The 16,070-nt window shown below is 68.1% G+C and carries 17 protein-coding genes; 8 read left to right on the top strand and 9 right to left on the bottom strand.

The window, feature by feature from the left end; all coding sequences use genetic code 11:
• Positions 1–37: 37 nt before the first annotated feature.
• The 9 genes from GPY60_RS03670 to GPY60_RS03630 form a co-directional block, all read right to left on the bottom strand.
• On the bottom strand, positions 38–553 hold the full coding sequence (locus GPY60_RS03670) for a MarR family winged helix-turn-helix transcriptional regulator (RefSeq protein WP_156686261.1): 516 nt from the start codon (positions 551–553) through the stop codon (positions 38–40).
• A 50-nt stretch (positions 554–603) separates the two neighbouring features.
• Positions 604–1,353, bottom strand: coding sequence for an amino acid ABC transporter ATP-binding protein (locus GPY60_RS03665; RefSeq protein WP_156686260.1), 750 nt, complete (start codon positions 1,351–1,353; stop codon positions 604–606).
• Positions 1,350–3,167: an ABC transporter substrate-binding protein/permease gene (locus tag GPY60_RS03660; RefSeq protein ID WP_156686259.1), complete on the bottom strand. Its 1,818-nt coding sequence runs from the start codon at positions 3,165–3,167 to the stop codon at positions 1,350–1,352. Before GPY60_RS03660 ends, GPY60_RS03665 begins: the two co-directional genes overlap by 4 nt.
• A gap of 114 nt (positions 3,168–3,281) precedes the next feature.
• A complete protein-coding gene (locus GPY60_RS03655; RefSeq protein ID WP_156686258.1) occupies positions 3,282–4,022 on the bottom strand; it encodes a GntR family transcriptional regulator in 741 nt (246 codons plus the stop codon).
• Positions 4,023–4,149: 127 nt separating this feature from the next.
• Positions 4,150–4,935, bottom strand: coding sequence for an LLM class F420-dependent oxidoreductase (locus tag GPY60_RS03650; protein WP_156686257.1), 786 nt, complete (start codon positions 4,933–4,935; stop codon positions 4,150–4,152).
• Between the two features lie 67 nt (positions 4,936–5,002).
• Entirely contained in the window at positions 5,003–5,917 is a 915-nt protein-coding gene (locus GPY60_RS03645; protein WP_156686256.1) for an alpha/beta fold hydrolase, read from the bottom strand.
• A 131-nt stretch (positions 5,918–6,048) separates the two neighbouring features.
• The gene (locus tag GPY60_RS03640; RefSeq protein WP_156686255.1) at positions 6,049–7,143 is read right to left on the bottom strand and encodes an inositol-3-phosphate synthase; all 1,095 of its coding nucleotides are present in this window, start codon (positions 7,141–7,143) and stop codon (positions 6,049–6,051) included.
• A gap of 90 nt (positions 7,144–7,233) precedes the next feature.
• On the bottom strand, positions 7,234–7,770 hold the full coding sequence (locus GPY60_RS03635; RefSeq protein WP_156686254.1) for a PadR family transcriptional regulator: 537 nt from the start codon (positions 7,768–7,770) through the stop codon (positions 7,234–7,236).
• 125 nt (positions 7,771–7,895) lie between these two features.
• Positions 7,896–8,774, bottom strand: coding sequence for a DUF1707 SHOCT-like domain-containing protein (locus tag GPY60_RS03630; protein WP_156686253.1), 879 nt, complete (start codon positions 8,772–8,774; stop codon positions 7,896–7,898).
• Between the two features lie 117 nt (positions 8,775–8,891).
• Between GPY60_RS03630 and GPY60_RS03625 the strand changes: the two genes are divergently transcribed.
• The 8 genes from GPY60_RS03625 to rplI all read left to right on the top strand — a co-directional run bounded on the left by GPY60_RS03625 (position 8,892) and on the right by rplI (position 15,927).
• Complete coding sequence (locus GPY60_RS03625; RefSeq protein WP_197283522.1) at positions 8,892–9,317, top strand: DUF5318 family protein; 426 nt, start codon at positions 8,892–8,894, stop codon at positions 9,315–9,317.
• Between the two features lie 52 nt (positions 9,318–9,369).
• Positions 9,370–11,832, top strand: a complete 2,463-nt coding sequence (locus GPY60_RS03620; RefSeq protein WP_156686252.1) for a transglycosylase domain-containing protein — start codon at positions 9,370–9,372, stop codon at positions 11,830–11,832.
• Entirely contained in the window at positions 11,829–13,478 is a 1,650-nt protein-coding gene (locus GPY60_RS03615) for a glycosyltransferase family 87 protein (RefSeq protein ID WP_156686251.1), read from the top strand. Before GPY60_RS03620 ends, GPY60_RS03615 begins: the two co-directional genes overlap by 4 nt.
• On the top strand, positions 13,475–14,116 hold the full coding sequence (locus GPY60_RS03610; RefSeq protein WP_156686250.1) for a DJ-1/PfpI family protein: 642 nt from the start codon (positions 13,475–13,477) through the stop codon (positions 14,114–14,116). The genes GPY60_RS03615 and GPY60_RS03610 overlap by 4 nt, the downstream gene beginning before the upstream one ends.
• Before the next feature lie 120 nt (positions 14,117–14,236).
• A complete protein-coding gene (rpsF, locus tag GPY60_RS03605; protein WP_156686249.1) occupies positions 14,237–14,527 on the top strand; it encodes a 30S ribosomal protein S6 in 291 nt (96 codons plus the stop codon).
• A gap of 83 nt (positions 14,528–14,610) precedes the next feature.
• Positions 14,611–15,141, top strand: coding sequence for a single-stranded DNA-binding protein (locus GPY60_RS03600; protein ID WP_156686248.1), 531 nt, complete (start codon positions 14,611–14,613; stop codon positions 15,139–15,141).
• 42 nt (positions 15,142–15,183) lie between these two features.
• The gene (rpsR, locus tag GPY60_RS03595; RefSeq protein WP_156686247.1) at positions 15,184–15,438 is read left to right on the top strand and encodes a 30S ribosomal protein S18; all 255 of its coding nucleotides are present in this window, start codon (positions 15,184–15,186) and stop codon (positions 15,436–15,438) included.
• Between the two features lie 30 nt (positions 15,439–15,468).
• Positions 15,469–15,927, top strand: a complete 459-nt coding sequence (gene rplI / locus GPY60_RS03590) for a 50S ribosomal protein L9 (protein ID WP_156686246.1) — start codon at positions 15,469–15,471, stop codon at positions 15,925–15,927.
• Positions 15,928–16,070: the final 143 nt, after the last annotated feature.

The following is a 16,070-nucleotide window of genomic DNA, read 5'->3' as shown; positions in this document are numbered from 1 at the left end:
CTCTACGGGCGCGGCGAACCCCGGCGAACGGCCTTGACTACAAGGCGGTTTCGCGCTCTTCACAGGCAGGAGGGTCCCCGGCGCGGCCCGGTGCCGGCTCGCCACAGGCCAGACGCTCCAGGGGTGCCAGCGCCTTCTTCAACGTCTCGACGTCGGACTCGGGCAGCTGAGCGAGCATCGCCGCCAGGGCGGCGCGGCGATTGGCCAGCGATTCACCATGGACGGCTCGCCCCCGAGGGGTGATGTCGACCAGCACGGCCCGCAGGTCCGACGGGTCCCGCGAGCGCTTGACCAGTCCGATCTTCTCCAGCCGCCGGATGGCGACGGTGGTGGTCGGCGTCCGTACCCGTTCGTGCGCCGCCAGGTCCGTCATGCGAATCGGACCCTGGTCGAGCAGCGTGACCAAGATCGAGAGCTGCGCCAAGGTCAGGTCGCCGGCCGCCGCGCCGTTGGGATCCCCCCGCCGCAGAATCGAAAACAGCTTGGACAGCGCCCGGTGCAAGCCTTCCGCAAGCTCGGTGACCTCGCCCGAGGCCGATTCGCTGTCCGCCATAGACGGGGAGTCTAACCGGATATCCGATCCGGACAAGGGAGCCGGCGCACTCACAGGACCTGGGACAGGAAACGCTGTAGGCGTTCGGTGCGCGGAGCGTCGAATATCTGCTCCGGAGGGCCGGATTCCACAACCTTGCCGCGGTCCATGAAGACGACCGTGTCGGATGCGGACCGGGCGAAACGCATCTCATGGGTGACGACGAGCATCGTCATGCCGTCGGCGCCCAGGTCGGCGATGAGTTGCAGAATCCCCTTGACTGTTTCGGGGTCCAGCGCCGAGGTCGCCTCGTCGAAGAACATGACCTGCGGCGCCATTGCCAATGCGCGGGCGATCGCGACCCGCTGCTGCTGTCCACCCGAAAGGGCGCCGGGTCGCGCAGCGGCCTTGTGTTTCAAGCCAACTCGGTCCAACTGGGCAAGGGCCAACTCGCGCGCGGCGTCCGGTGAGAGCCGCCGCAGCTTGCACGGCGCCAAAGCGACGTTCTTGAGCACACTCAGGTGCGGAAACAGGTTGAAGTGTTGAAACACCATCCCGATGCGCTGGCGAAGCTTGTCGGGATCGTCAGCCAGCACCGATTGGCCGTCGAGGAGGATGTCGCCGCTGTCCGGCTCGTTCAGCCGGTTCAGGGTGCGCAGCAGGGTCGACTTGCCCGAGCCGGACGGACCGATGATCGCGACCGTGCTGCTCGCCGGGGCATCGAGGTCGACGCCGCGCAGCACCTCCTGACCGCCGAGGGTCTGGTGAATTCCCTTGGCAGTCAACGATACCGGTGCGATGGCGGGCCCTTCGGCGCTCACGTGATCTCCTGACCGAAGGTGGGGATGAGGACGTCGGCGCGGTCTTCCGGCTCGGCGGCGCCACGGCCGCGGCGGAGGCGTGCGTCGATGTAGTTGACGAGATGGGTCAACGGAATAGTCAAGATCAGGTAGAAGAGACCCGCGGCGACCAACGGCGACAAGCTGCCCGTCTGTGCGTTGAGGTCGCGGCCGACTTGGAAGAGCTCTCGCTGGTCGGCCACCAGGCCCAGGAAGTAGACCAGCGCCGAGGCCTTGAGCAGCCCGATGAACTGGTTGACCAGCGCGGGCAGCACCCGCCGGATGCCCTGCGGCACCACCACCAGCCGCATCGCGGACGTGTAGCCGAATCCGAGGGCGCGGGCCGCCTCGAGCTGTCCCGGGTCGACGCTCTGGATGCCCGAACGGAAGATCTCGCCCATGTAGGCGGCGGCCATCAGTCCCAGGGCGGCGATGCCGAGGGGGTAGGGGTTCTTGTGGGTCAGGTCGCTCACCAGCGGCCCGATCCCCATCCCGATGATCAGAATGATCACCACCTCGGGCAGGCCGCGGAAGATGTCTGTGTACACCCGCGCCGGCCAGCGCAGCCATCGCGAGTGCGAGATGCCCGCCATGGCAAGGATCATCCCGAGCACCAGACCGATGACGATGGCGCAATTCGTCAGGATCAACGTGTTGGGCAGGCCGGTCTTCAGGAGAACCGGGATGGCCTGCCGGTACATGTCCCAGTCGAGAAACGAGTCACGCAGCTGGGCCAGCGTCGACTTGGGCGCGGCCGGCCCGACGGGCTTGCGGTGCTGGCCGGCGACGATCGCGGCGAAGTCGGGCAGCTTCGGGGCGGGGGCCGCCCGCGAACCGGGCTTCCACCCCGGTGGCAGGGTCCGCGGCACCCACTGGCAGTACAGGTTGGCCCAGGTGCCGTCGGCGATCACGGCGTCCAGGCCGGAGTTCAGAGCGTCGACCAGCGGCTGGTTGTCAGGGGCCACCGCGTAGGCCACGAAGGTGCCGGAACTGAACGTGTTCGCCACGACCACGGCGGGATCGCCCGGCCGGATGACCGTGCCGGCGAGCGTTCCGGGCGCCACCCACGCGTCGATCTGTCGCGTCTTGAGGCTGCCGTACAGCGTCGCGAAGCCGGGATACTTCACCGGTTGCAGGTGCAAAGTGTCGACGACGTACGACTCCTCGACCGTGCCCTGGACCACGCCGATCCGTTGGCCGGCGTGCAGATCGGTGAAATTCTTGATCGCCGAGCCGGGTGGAACCACCAGCGAGTAGAAGCCGAAGTCGTAGCCGTTGGTGAACGCCACCGTGCGGCGTCGCGGGTCGGTGGCCTTGACCGAGGCGGAGCCGACGTCGAACCGCCGGGTGGCGACCTGGGCGAGCAACGCGGAGAAATCGGTGCTGACAAAGCTGATCCGCAGGCCGAGCTTGTCGGCGACAGCGCGCAAGAGCTGGTTGTCGAAACCGGTGAATTCGCCGGTGGAATTGATGCAGATATTCGGCGGAGCATCCGACAAAGTGCCGACTGTCAGCACACCGGGCGTCTGGAGCCCGAGGGCGCCGACGTTCACCGCGCTCAACGGCTCCACGCCCGCGGTCGTGTGGTCATCGGAATTGTGTGCCGCGCCGCTTTCCGTCAGGTCCTTCGGCAAGACCGTGGCGCTGTCCACGCCGGCCGGTGTGCATTGCCTCGTGTCGGCGGCGGCCCGCTGCGCCGGCCCGACCACCGCCATGCCGCACACGATGAGAATCGTTGCGGCCAGCGGGACGAGCTTTCCGCGGCGCGTGCTGCGCCGGCCCACGGGCGGAATCATCACCGCCACCGTATCGACAGTCGGGCGGTCCGGCCTGCCGGGAACAGGGGAATTTCTGGTGGAGATGCGCCGCGGCCGCACTCGCGATCACCGCGGCCGCGCTCGCGGTCGCCGCTAGAGCGCGAGGGACGGTTCCGCGCGGACCTCACCGGCCGCGGCCAGCACGCGTACCGGGCCGGTGACCACCCGGCTGACGTCGTCCGGCGCGGTGAACACCCTGCGCCGGCACAGTTCGGCCAGCATGGTCTGGGCCATCTGATACGAGCGGCCGACGCATGCGGCCCGCGCGGCCTCCGGATCGTGCCGGTGGATCGCGGCGGTCTCGTCTTCGTAGAACGGCAGCATGTCCTCCCGGCCGCTCTGGTACGTCGCCCAGAACGCGCGGGGGATCAGGTTTCGCGACGCTCGGATGGTCGCGGCCAGCCGCGGGCCCGCGTACTCGTCGTTGATGGTGTGCCGATACTCGGCGGCAATCTCGTAGAAGGCCCTCGAGTCCCTGGCCGAGCGCAGGGAGCGCATCAGCGCGTCGAGTTGACCCAGGACACGGGGGGTGGGATTGGCCGCCGCTCGCGCCGACGCGATGCCCTTGAGCACACCGTCGAGTTCGTGATGCTCGAGGACCGTGGCCTCGTCGAACCTCTCGACGAACGCGCCGCGGTGATAGCGCGTGGACACGATGCCGTCGTGCTCGAGCTGGACCAGCGCCTCCTGTATCGGGACGCGGCTGACTCCGAGGCCGATGGCGATCTCGTTGCGGTCGACGCGGTCACCGCTGCGCAGTTTCCCCGTCAGAAGAAGATTCAGGATGTGTGAAACAACCAGGTCTTTTTCCTTGACCCCGTATTTCTTGGGCATCTATTTCCTCGAGCGCCTTCCAACCCTTCGGCCAATCAGCGCGAGAAGTTTCTCATGAGATGGCGCATGAAACATAGATGTTTGGCCGGTGAAAACGGGGTAAACGGGGTTGACGCCGCCTGACCGCTCAGCGGGCGTCGCGCCATTTGCAGAGCGCTTCGGCCACGCTCAGGTCGTAGTCCGGGCCGTCACAGCCCACAGTCAGGGTCGTGACGCCGAGGTCGACGAGAGCTTCCGCGTTGCCGATCAGCCCGTCGCCCTTCTCGACGGCGGCGGAGCGTTCGATGGTCGCCGGGTCGCGGCCGACGTCGGCGCAGTGCCGTCCCAAAACCTCCGACTTGGCCGGAAACTCGTCCACCGAAGTGAAGCTGTGCCAGATGTCGGCGTATTCGGCCACGAGGCGCAGCGTCTTGCGTTCCCCGCCTCCGCCGATGAGGACGGGAATGTCGCGGGTGGGCGCCGGGTTCAGCTTGGCCAGCCGCTGCTTGATGCGGGGGAGCGCGGTGGCCAGGTCGTCGAGGCGGCTGCCCGCCGTTCCGAACTCATAGCCGTACTCGTCGTAGTCCTTTCGCTTCCAGCCCGATCCGATGCCGAGCACCAGCCGGCCGTCCGAGATGTGGTCGACGGTGCGGGCCATATCGGCCAGCAGTTCCGGATTGCGGTAGGAGTTGCACGTCACCAGCGCGCCGATCTGGATGCGCGACGTCTGCTCGGCCCAGGCCCCGAGCATGGTCCAGCATTCGAAGTGCGGGCCGTCGGGGTCGCCGTACAGGGGAAAGAAGTGGTCCCAGTTGAAGGCGATGTCCACACCGATGTCCTCGCAGCGGCGGACGGCGTCACGCATTTGCCGGTACTCCGGGGCGTGCTGGGGTTGTAGTTGGACACCGATGCGGATGGGGAATTCACGATCCATGGCGCCACTCCTCCTCGTCGCTTCTCTCCGCATCGTCGTCGGCGCGGGTCATATGGCCACCATAGGCTCAGAGCGCGCCGAGCACTCCGCGGAGCAGGTCGATCAGCGCCCGCGGCTGGTCGCTCTGGACCGAGTGCCCGGAATTCTCCACGATGTGTGCCGCGCGGAATTGCGTTGCGCGCCTTGCAAGCTCGTCGGCGTCGTCGTCGCTGACGAAACCCGAGGAGCCGCCGCGGATGAGCGTGATGGGCGCGGACAGCCTGTCGACGTCGTCCCACAGGCCGTCGAAATCCGGAAAGGTGCGGATGGCGTCGTAGCGCCATGTCCAGTTGCCGTTGTCGAGGCGGCGCGAGTTGTGGAACACCCCGCGGCGCAGCGCCTTCACCTCGCGGTGCGGCGCCGCGGCGACGGTGAGGTCGACCATCGCCTGAAAGCTCGGGAACTCGCGTTCGCCGTGCATCAGCGCCACGGTGCCCTGCTGTTCCTTCGTCATCTCCGAGTGCCGTTGCAGCGCCGAGGGGGTGACGTCGATCAATACCAGTTCGTTCACCAGATCGGGCGCCTGCGCGGCCACCCGCAGCGCCGTCAATCCACCCAGCGACATCCCGACCATGAGATCGGCTCCGGGCGCGTGCTCACGCAGCGCCGGTAGCAGGGCGTCGGCGTTGAGCTGCGGCGAGTAGTCGCCGTCCTCGCGCCAGGCCGAGTGCCCGTGCCCGGGCAGGTCGACGGCCAGCGCCGGCTCGCCGAGGCCGACGATCACGGTGTCCCACGTGTGCGCGTTCTGGCCACCGCCGTGGAGGAAAACCACGCGCGGGGGAGAGGCGCCCCAGCGCAGCGCGCTGATCCTGCCGTCGTCGGTGCCCGTCTCGACCCGCTCGACGTCGGGTATAGGGCCGGACACCCCGGCTTGCTCGGCGTTTTCGGGCAGCAGCGAGAATTCGGACAGCCCGGCCAGTTCGTCCTCGGAGATTTCGGTCACGGTCTCTGACCCTAGACCCGGCGCCCGGCGCCGCGGCGGGCCAAAAGCTCAAACTGATTGCTCCCGGGGAGAAACGGAAAGTGCGGTGAAGCCGCACCACGCGACTTCACCGCACACCCGGCGAAGAAGAACTACCCCTCGATGAATTCTTCGAGCTGGGCCCGCGCGACGTCGTCGACCAACTGCTGCGGGGGGCTCTTCATCAGGTAAGCCGACGCGGGAACCACCGGTCCGCCCATGCCGCGGTCCTTGGCGATCTTGGCGGCGCGGACCGCGTCGATGATGACGCCCGCCGAGTTCGGCGAGTCCCACACCTCGAGCTTGTACTCGAGGTTCAGCGGCACGTCTCCGAAGGCGCGACCCTCGAGGCGCACGTACGCCCACTTGCGGTCGTCGAGCCAACCCACGTGGTCGGACGGGCCGATGTGCACATCGCGGGTCTTGAACTCGCGCTGCAGGTTGGAGGTGACGGCCTGCGTCTTGGAGATCTTCTTGGACTCGAGCCGCTCGCGCTCGAGCATGTTGAGGAAGTCCATGTTGCCGCCGACGTTGAGCTGCATGGTGCGGTCGAGCTGCACGCCGCGGTCCTCGAACAGCTTGGCCATGACGCGGTGAGTGATCGTCGCGCCCACCTGGCTCTTGATGTCGTCACCGACGATCGGCACGCCGGCGTCGGCGAACTTCTTGGCCCACACCGGGTCCGACGCGATGAACACCGGCAGGGCGTTGACGAACGCGACGCCGGCGTCGATGGCGCACTGGGCATAGAACTTGTCGGCCTCTTCCGAGCCCACCGGCAGGTAGGAGACGAGGACGTCGACCTTGGCTTCCTTGAGCACCTGCACGACGTCCACGGGCTCGACGTCGGAAAGCTCGATGGTGTCGGCGTAGTACTTGCCGATCCCGTCCAGGGTGGGACCGCGCTGCACCACCACGTTGGTGGGCGGCACGTCGGCGATCTTGATGGTGTTGTTCTCCGAGGCGAAGATCGCGTCGGACAGGTCGAAGCCGACCTTCTTGGCGTCCACGTCGAAGGCCGCGACGAACTTGACGTCGCGAACGTGGTACGGCCCGAACCGGACGTGCATGAGCCCGGGCACCGTCGACGTCTCGTCGGCGTTCTGGTAGTACTCAACGCCCTGAACCAGCGACGACGCGCAGTTGCCGACGCCGACAATGGCGACTCGAACCTCTGACTGCGCTTCTGGCGCGTTCTGCTCACTCATTTGGGCGTTCTCCTAACTTCATAACCTTGTGTCCCCGGGTATTCGGACTGCAAATCTCTGAATTTTTGTGTCGTGCAGGGTGTTTCACGCCTATTCGGAAAGGCCGGGCATGGCCCGTTCCGCGGCGATGAGCTCGTTGAGCCACTTGACTTCACGCTCACTGGACTCGAGCCCGAGCTGATGGAGCTGACGCGTGTAGCGGTCGAACGAACTGCTGGCCCGCGCCACCGCCTCGCGCAGGCCTTCGCGCCGTTCCTCGACCTGACGCCGGCGGCCTTCCAGGATGCGCATCCGTGCCTCCGCCGGAGTCCGGTTGAAGAAGGCCAGGTGCACGCCGAAGCCGTCGTCGGTGTAGTTGTGCGGGCCCGTGTCGGCCACCAGCTCGGCGAAGCGCCGGCGACCCTCGTCGGTGAGCTGGTAGACGCGGCGGGCGCGGCGAACGGGCGTTCCAGCCGGGGCGGCGTTCTCGGCGATCAGCCCCTCGGCCTGCATGCGCCGCAGGGCCGGGTAGAGCGAACCGTAGGAAAACGCCCGGAACGCGCCGAGCAGGCCGGTCAGCCGCTTGCGCAGCTCGTAACCATGCATGGGCGACTCGATCAGGAGACCCAGAATGGCAAGCTCCAGCATCGATCCACCTCCTTTTGCATCATTGGTTACGACGGTACGACGTCTCGTGTCATCGTATCGTTTCGATATATTCGCCACAACTTCACCTGACGTGGTGTGCCCTCCGTCACGGCTGACGGTCGGGATCAGGAGGGTGGGTTGATTCGCTTGATGGTGCCGTCACCTGCGAAGGCGATGTAGCCACCGCCGTAATCGCTGGAGACGTACACCGACAGCGACAGCGATCCCGGCGCGGTCGGGTCCGTCGCCGGTTCGATGATCAAGTACGTGCTCGTGACGTCGGACGGCTTGATATGCAGGGTCTGGGGCGCGCCCCGCATGATGCCGACGGTCTTGGTGACGTCGAACCGGGAAAGGTCCACCGGAACCGCCCCATCGGCCGAACTCTTGGCGGAGCTCGTCGGATCGCCGTACCCGCCGCGGTAGTCGTAGGCCAGGACACGGCGATCGTCCGAGGGATCCGGGCGGTCGAGCACCGCATACGTCGGGTAGACGACCATGCGGTACCCGATGGCGTTCCCGAACCGCTTGCGCGTCTGTTCCATGAGGCCGGTGAGCCCGCCGACCGACTGCAGTTCAGTGGGCGGGGTCAACACCACCGGGCCGACCCCGTCCGGCTTGGCGCCGGGATCGGTGGTGAAGTCCAGGGGCGAGCGGGTGTTGCCGTAGAGGCCCCAGCCGAGGCCCATGCCCAGCAGCACGGACACCACGAAGGCCACCGCGAGCAGCACCCACCCGCGGGGCCGTGCGGGCTTCGCCAGCGGCGTGACGTCTGGCTGTTGCATCGCGGCGCCGGACTGCAGGTCGGCCACCAGGGCCCGCAGGTCGCCGAGCGTGACGGCGTTGGTGGCCGCGCTCACGCGCTGGCGGTGCTCCTCCATGGACAGCTCGCCGTCGTTCAAGGCCTCGTCGAGGACTTTGCAGGTTTCCTGCCGGTCGGCGTCCTTGGCTCGTGTCGACGACGTCGCCCCTCCGGTGAGCGGAGTCCCGAGCGCTTTTGCCACGGGATGATCGTAGAAGTCCTTGTCGGGTTCGGCACAAGTCTCATGGCCGGCGTCCGCGGGCCGTGTGCGGGGGGTGATTGGCATCAGCTCCAGGGTCGGCGACGTACTCTGGTCAACGTGCGACTGCAGCGACAGGTGGTGGACTACGCGCTTCGGCGCCGCTCACTGCTGGCCGAGGTGTACTCGGGCCGCACGGGCGTGTCCGAGGTGTGCGACGCGAACCCGTACCTGCTGCGGGCGGCGAAGTTTCATGGGAAACAGAGCCGGGTGATGTGCCCGATCTGCCGCAAGGAGCAGCTGACCTTGGTGAGCTGGGTGTTCGGCGAGCACCTGGGCGCGGTGTCCGGGTCGGCCCGCACGGCCGAGGAACTGGTGTTGTTGGCGACCCGGTTCGACGAGTTCGCGGTCCACGTGGTGGAGGTATGCCGGACCTGCAGCTGGAACCATCTGGTCAAGTCGTACGTGCTCGGCGCGGTGCGCCCGGCACCGCCTCCAAGGGGCACCCGGACGGCGCGCAACGGCGCCCGCACGGCCATTGAGTAACGAAGGGCCCCACGACCAGTCGCGGAGTGACGCGCAGCCGCCGACTGAGCGCGTGGGCAGACACGAGCGGCGCGACGGCGGCCCCCGGGGCGTCCCCCCGGTGCCCGGCCAGCGCCGCGTCGTCCCGCCGGACGACCGGTTGACGACGGTCCTGCCGCCCGTCGTCGACGATCGATCGGCGCGGCGCGCCGACCCCATCGACGAGGTCAAGGCCGCGCTGGACCACCCCACCGGCCCGGTGCAGCGCGACCCGCTCGACGAGGTGAAGGCCGCGCTGGACGGGAGGCGCTCCTCCCGGCGCGACCGCCTGCTCTCGGGCGGCCCGCCACCGCCGGGACCCCGGCCGCCGGACGGACCCGCGCACCGTGAGCCCGGCCCCGGGCGCCGCCAGAGCTGGACGCAGCAGGTCAACTGGCTGTGGGTGCGACGGGCGGCGTACCTGACCGTCGCGATGCTGGTGCTGCTGCCGCTGGTGACCTTCGGCATGGCCTACTTCATCGTCGACGTCCCCAAACCGGGCAACATCCGGACGAATCAGGTGTCGACGATCCTGGCCAGCGACGGCTCCGAGATCGCGAAAATCATTCCACCCGAAGGCAATCGGGTCGACGTCAACCTCAACCAGGTGCCCGTGCACGTGCGCCAGGCGGTGATCGCCGCCGAGGACCGCAACTTCTATTCGAACCCCGGCTTCGACTTCAGCGGCTTCGCGCGCGCGGTGAACAACGACCTCTTCGGCAGCGGCGACCTGCAGGGCGGCTCGACCATCACCCAGCAGTACGTCAAGAACGCGCTCGTCGGCTCCGCGCAGCACGGGATGAGCGGCCTGATGCGCAAGGCGAAGGAACTCGTCATCGCCACGAAGATGTCGGGGGAGTGGTCCAAAGACGATGTGCTGCAGGCATATCTGAACATCATCTACTTCGGCCGCGGGGCGTACGGGATTTCCGCCGCCGCCAAGGCGTACTTCAACAAACCCCCCGAGCAGCTGACCGTTTCGGAGGGCGCCCTGCTGGCCGCCCTCATCCGGCGGCCGTCCGCGCTGGACCCCGCCGTGGACCTCAAGGGCGCGACCGACCGCTGGAACTGGGTCCTCGACGGGATGGTGCAGACGAAGGCGTTGTCGCCGAGCGAGCGCGCGGCACAGGTGTTTCCGGCGACGGTCCCGCCGGACCTGGCCCGCGAGCAGAACCAGACGAGCGGGCCCAACGGTTTGATCGAGCGTCAGGTGACCAAAGAACTGATGGACCTGTTCAACATCGACGAGCAGACGCTGAACACCCAGGGATTGCAGGTCACCACGACGATCGACCCGAAGGCGCAGCAGGCCGCCGAGAAGGCCGTGTCGAAGTATCTCGACGGCGAGGACCCCGACATGCGCGCCGCCGTCGTCTCGATCGACCCCCACAACGGCGCGATCCGGGCCTACTACGGCGGTTCGGACGCGCAGGGCTTCGACTTCGCCCAAGCCGGGCTGCAGACCGGGTCGTCGTTCAAGGTCTTCGCGCTGGTGGCCGCGCTCGAACAGGGGATCGGGCTGGGGTATCAGGTCGACAGCTCTCCGCTGACGGTGGACGGCATCAAGATCACCAACGTGGAGGGTGAGGGCTGCGGAACCTGCAATATCGCCCAGGCGCTCAAGCAATCGCTGAACACCTCCTACTACCGGTTGATGCTCAAGCTGAAGGGCGGCCCGCAGGCGGTCGCGGACGCCGCGCATCAGGCCGGGATCGCCACCAGCTTCCCGGGGGTTGACCACACGCTGTCCGAGGACGGCAAGGGCGGTCCGCCCAACAACGGGGTGGTGCTGGGCCAGTACCAGACCCGGCCCATCGACATGGCCGCCGCGTACGCCACGCTCGCGGACTCCGGCGTGTATCACCGGCCACACTTCGTGCAGAAGGTGGTGAACTCCGAGGGCCAGGTCCTGTTCGATGCCGGGAACTCCGACAGCGGCGGCGAGCAGCGCATCGACAAGGGCGTCGCCGACAACGTCACCGCGGCCATGGAGCCGATCGCGGGCTACTCGCGCGGGCACAGCCTGGCCGGGGGCCGGCCGTCGGCGGCTAAGACCGGCACCACCCAGTTCGGTGACACCAACTCGAACAAGGACGCCTGGATGGTCGGCTACACGCCGTCGCTGTCGACGGCGGTGTGGGTCGGCACGGTCAAGGGTGACAAACCGCTCGTAAACTCTTCCGGCGGTCAGGTTTACGGGTCGGGCCTGCCGTCGGACATCTGGAAGGCGACCATGGACGGGGCGTTGAAGGGCACGTCCAACGAGTCCTTCCCCAAGCCGAGCGAGATCGGCGGCTATGCGGGCGTGCCGGCGCCGCCGCCGCCGCCCAAGGCGCCGCCGTCGGAAACGGTCATCCAGCCGACGGTCGAAGTCGCGCCGGGCATCACCATCCCGGTCGGCCCGCCGCAGACGATCACGGCCGGGCCGCCGGCGCCGGACGGTGTCCCGCCGGGCGGCCCACAGGCCCCGCCGCCGCCAGGCCAGCCGCCGCCGTGACGGGCGCCGAGCCGCCCGTCGCCACCATCTCACCGCAGCCGCTGACCACCGATCTGCGGAGCGTCGCCAACCGCGACTGTCCCAGCCGCACCGAAGCTTTGGGCGCCGCCCTGGCCGAGGTCATCGGCGGACCGGTGGGGCGGCACGCGCTGATCGGCCGCACCCGGGTCATGACACCCGTGCGGGTGATGTTCCTGATGGCGCTGGTGTTCATGGCGCTCGGCTGGTCGACGAAGGCCGCCTGCCTGCAGAGCACGGGCACCGGGACGGGTGACCAGCGGGTCGCCAACTGGGACAACCAGCGGGCGTATTACGAGCTGTGTTATTCCGACACGGTGCCGCTGTACGGCGCGGAGTTGTTGAGCCAGGGCAAGTTTCCCTACAAGTCCAGCTGGATCGAGACGGACGGGAGCGGAACCCCGCAGACCCAGTACGACGGCAAGCCCGCGGTGCGCTACATGGAGTATCCGGTGCTGACGGGCGTCTATCAGTACGTGTCGATGGCGGTGGCCAAGAGCTACACCGCGTTGAGCAAGCTGGCGCCGGTTCCGGTGGTCGCCGAGGTCGTGATGTTCTTCAACGTCGCGGCGTTCGGGCTCGCGCTGGCCTGGCTGGCGACGGTGTGGGCGACGGCCGGGCTGGCCGGCCGGCGCGTGTGGGACGCGGCCCTGGTGGCGGCGTCACCGCTGGTGATCTTCCAGATCTTCACCAACTTCGACGCCCTCGCAACGGGTTTGGCGATGGGGGGCCTGTTGGCGTGGGCGCGGCGCAAGCCGGCGCTAGCCGGTGTGCTGATCGGGTTGGGCGCGGCGGCCAAGCTCTACCCGCTGTTGTTTTTGGGTCCGATGCTGGTGATCGGTCTGCGGACGCGGCGCCTGGGGGCGCTGGGCCGCACCGCTGCGGCTGCGGCGGCGACCTGGCTGCTGGTGAACCTGCCCGTGCTTGTGCTCTTCCCGCGCGGCTGGTCGGAGTTCTTCCGGCTCAACACCCGGCGCGGTGACGACATGGACTCGTTGTACAACGTGGTCAAGTCGTTCACCGGCTGGCGCGGACTGGACCCGAAGCTCGGCTTCTGGCAGCCACCGACGGTGCTCAACGCCGTCGTCACGGTGCTCTTCGTATTATGCTGTGCGGCAATCGCATACATCGGTTTCACCGCTCCCGTCCGGCCCCGGCTGGCACAGCTGGTGTTCCTGGTGGTGGCCGCCTTCCTGCTGACCAACAAGGTATGGAGCCCGCAGTTCTCGCTGTGGCTGGTGCCGCTGGCCGTCCTGGCGTTGCCGCATCGGCGGATCCTGCTTGCCTGGATGACGATCGACGCGCTGGTGTGGGTGCCCCGCATGTACTTCCTGTACGGCAACCCCAACCGGTCGCTGCCGGAGCAGTTCTTCACCACCACCGTGCTGCTGCGCGATCTCGCCGTCATCGCCCTGTGCGCGTTGGTGATCCGGCAGATCTACCGGCCCGACGAGGACCTGGTGCGCTGGGGTGGCCGGGTCGACGACCCGTCGGGCGGCCCGTTCGACCGCGCCCCCGACGCCCCGCCGGGGTGGCTCCCGGCATGGTTGCGCCCCGCCGGCCAGCGACGGCCGGCCGCCGTGGCGCCCGACACCGACACCGAGTTGGTCGGCAGCGTGCCGCCATGACGCTGATCGCCATCCCCTTGTTCGCGCGGTTCACGGCTTTGGACGCCGTGGGTCCTTATGAAGTGCTGCAACGCATTCCGTCGTTCGACGTGGTGTTCGTGGGGCATCGGCGCGGTGACGTGCGCACCGAGAACGGCATGCTCGGCATGACCTGCGATGCGAGGTTCGACGAGATCACCGCACCGGACGTGGTGGTCTGCCCGGGCGGCATCGGGACCCGGCAGTTGATCCACGACGAGACCATCCTCGCATGGCTGCGGTCGGTCCATCCCCGAACCACATTCACCACCTCGGTGTGCACGGGGGCGCTGCTGCTCGCGGCCGCGGGACTGCTGCAGGGCCTCACCGCCACCACCCACTGGCGGGCCGCCGACCTGCTCACCCAGCTGGGCGCGCGCTACGTCCCCGAGCGGGTCGTCGAGCACCTGCCGCAGCGCATCATCACCGCGGCCGGGGTGTCCAGCGGCGTCGACATGGCCCTGCGCCTGGTGGAGCTGCTCGCCGACCGGCAGGCCGCGCAGGCCGCCCAGCTGCTCATCGAATACGACCCCCAGCCGCCCTTCGATTCGGGCAGCCTCGCCAAGGCCGACCCGGCGACGGTGGCCAGGGCCGAGGACTACCTGCGCGCTCGGCAGTAGCCGGGCCGTTTTCGCGGTCGGGCCGAAGTCCGGTAACCTGGTGCGGTTGCCGACGCAGGCGACCCTCCTGCCACGGAACCACCGTGGCCGCTCGAGACCAGAGGAGGTGGTGAGGTTTCCATGCGTCCATACGAAATCATGGTCATTCTTGACCCCACGCTCGACGAACGCACCGTGGCACCGTCCCTGGAGACGTTCCTCAACGTCGTCCGCAAGGACGGCGGATCCGTCGACAAGGTCGACATCTGGGGCCGCCGGCGCCTGGCGTACGAGATCGCTAAGCACGCCGAGGGCATCTACGTCGTCATCGATCTGAAGGCCGAGCCGGCGACGGTCACCGAACTCGACCGTCAGCTGAGCCTGAACGAGTCGGTGTTGCGCACCAAGGTGATGCGCACCGACAAGCACTGACTGTTCGCTGTCGGCGCCGCTGCGTACGCTCAGCGAGACACTCATGACCACTCACCGACCCCAGGCGGACCCAGGAGGAAATGATGGCTGGTGATACCACGATCACCGTGGTCGGGAACCTGACCGCTGACCCGGAGCTCAGGTTCACTCCGTCGGGAGCCGCCGTCGCGAACTTCACGGTGGCGTCGACGCCCCGCATCTACGACCGCCAGAGCGGCGAATGGAAGGACGGCGAGGCGCTGTTCCTGCGGTGCAACATCTGGCGGGAGGCGGCCGAGAACGTCGCCGAGAGCCTGACGCGGGGTTCGCGCGTGATCGTGACGGGGCGGCTCAAGCAGCGTTCGTTTGAGACGCGCGAGGGCGAGAAGCGCACCGTCGTGGAGGTCGAGGTGGACGAGATCGGCCCCTCGTTGCGGTACGCCACCGCCAAGGTGAACAAAGCCAGCCGCAGCGGCGGCGGCGGCGGGGGCGGCTTCGGCAGCGGCAGCGGCAGCGGCGGAGGCGGGGCGGGCCAGGCGGCGCCGCAGGCGAGCGGCGGATCCGGTGACGACCCCTGGGGCAGCGCCCCGGCGTCCGGGTCCTTCGGTGGCGGCGACGACGAGCCACCGTTCTGACCCACGAACTCATAAAGACATAGGAACGGAAGAAAGACAGACATGGCCAAGTCAACGAAGCGGCGGCCGGCTCCGGAAAAGCCGGTCAAGGCGCGCAAGTGCGTCTTCTGCGCGAAAAAGGGACAAGCGATCGACTACAAGGACACCACCTTGCTGCGCACCTACATCAGTGAGCGCGGCAAGATCCGGGCGCGCCGGGTCACCGGGAACTGCGTGCAGCACCAACGCGACATCGCGCTCGCGGTGAAGAACGCCCGCGAGGTCGCCCTGCTGCGCTTCACCTCCTCGGCGCGTTAAGCGCCGGGCTGCAACCGAAAGTTCGTAACGATGAAGCTGATACTGACGGCTGACGTCGACCACCTCGGAACCGTCGGCGACACGGTCGAGGTCAAGGACGGCTATGGCCGCAACTTCCTTCTCCCGCGCGGCCTGGCGATCGTCGCATCGCGCGGCGCGCAGAAGCAGGCCGACGAGATCCGCCGCGCCCGGGAAACCAAGATGGTGCGCGACCGCGAGCACGCCACCGAGCTCAAGACGGCAATCGAGGCGCTCGGATCGGTGTCGCTGCCGGTGAAGACCGCGTCCGACTCCGGCAAGCTGTTCGGCTCGGTCACCGCCGGCGACGTGGTCGCGGCGATCAAGAAGGCCGGCGGCCCGAATCTCGACCGGCGGATCGTCCGGTTGCCGAAGGCGCACATCAAGGCCGTCGGCACCCACCGGGTGGCGGTGCACCTGCACCCGGAGATCGACGTCGAGCTGGCCCTCGTCGTCGTCGCCGACAGCTAAGCCCCCGGCATTAGCCCGGCCACCGGCGGCCCGCCTCATCGGCGGGCGCCGGTGATGCATCGCGCTGTCACGGCGCCCGGCGCGCTCATTCGATCGGTCGCGGGAAGCGGCCCTAGCGAACTGATTGCGCGGCTTGCCCCCGC

Source organism: Mycobacterium sp. Marseille-P9652 (assembly GCF_902652685.1).
Classification (GTDB): Bacteria; Actinomycetota; Actinomycetes; order Mycobacteriales; family Mycobacteriaceae; genus Mycobacterium.
Note: the sequence above shows the minus strand (reverse complement) of the source record. Positions and strands in the feature narration are given on the sequence as shown.

Bases quoted from the DNA above. Each gene is read 5' to 3' on its own strand.
- GPY60_RS03670 (WP_156686261.1), bottom strand. From the start codon at position 553: ATGGCGGACAGCGAATCGGCCTCGGGCGAGGTCACCGAGCTTGCGGAA.
- GPY60_RS03660 (WP_156686259.1), bottom strand. From the start codon at position 3,167: ATGATTCCGCCCGTGGGCCGGCGCAGCACGCGCCGCGGAAAGCTCGTC.
- GPY60_RS03655 (WP_156686258.1), bottom strand. From the start codon at position 4,022: ATGCCCAAGAAATACGGGGTCAAGGAAAAAGACCTGGTTGTTTCACAC.
- GPY60_RS03650 (WP_156686257.1), bottom strand. From the start codon at position 4,935: ATGGATCGTGAATTCCCCATCCGCATCGGTGTCCAACTACAACCCCAG.
- GPY60_RS03640 (WP_156686255.1), bottom strand. From the start codon at position 7,143: ATGAGTGAGCAGAACGCGCCAGAAGCGCAGTCAGAGGTTCGAGTCGCC.
- GPY60_RS03635 (WP_156686254.1), bottom strand. From the start codon at position 7,770: ATGCTGGAGCTTGCCATTCTGGGTCTCCTGATCGAGTCGCCCATGCAT.
- GPY60_RS03610 (WP_156686250.1), top strand. From the start codon at position 13,475: ATGACGCTGATCGCCATCCCCTTGTTCGCGCGGTTCACGGCTTTGGAC.
- rpsF (WP_156686249.1), top strand. From the start codon at position 14,237: ATGCGTCCATACGAAATCATGGTCATTCTTGACCCCACGCTCGACGAA.
- GPY60_RS03600 (WP_156686248.1), top strand. From the start codon at position 14,611: ATGGCTGGTGATACCACGATCACCGTGGTCGGGAACCTGACCGCTGAC.
- rpsR (WP_156686247.1), top strand. From the start codon at position 15,184: ATGGCCAAGTCAACGAAGCGGCGGCCGGCTCCGGAAAAGCCGGTCAAG.
- rplI (WP_156686246.1), top strand. From the start codon at position 15,469: ATGAAGCTGATACTGACGGCTGACGTCGACCACCTCGGAACCGTCGGC.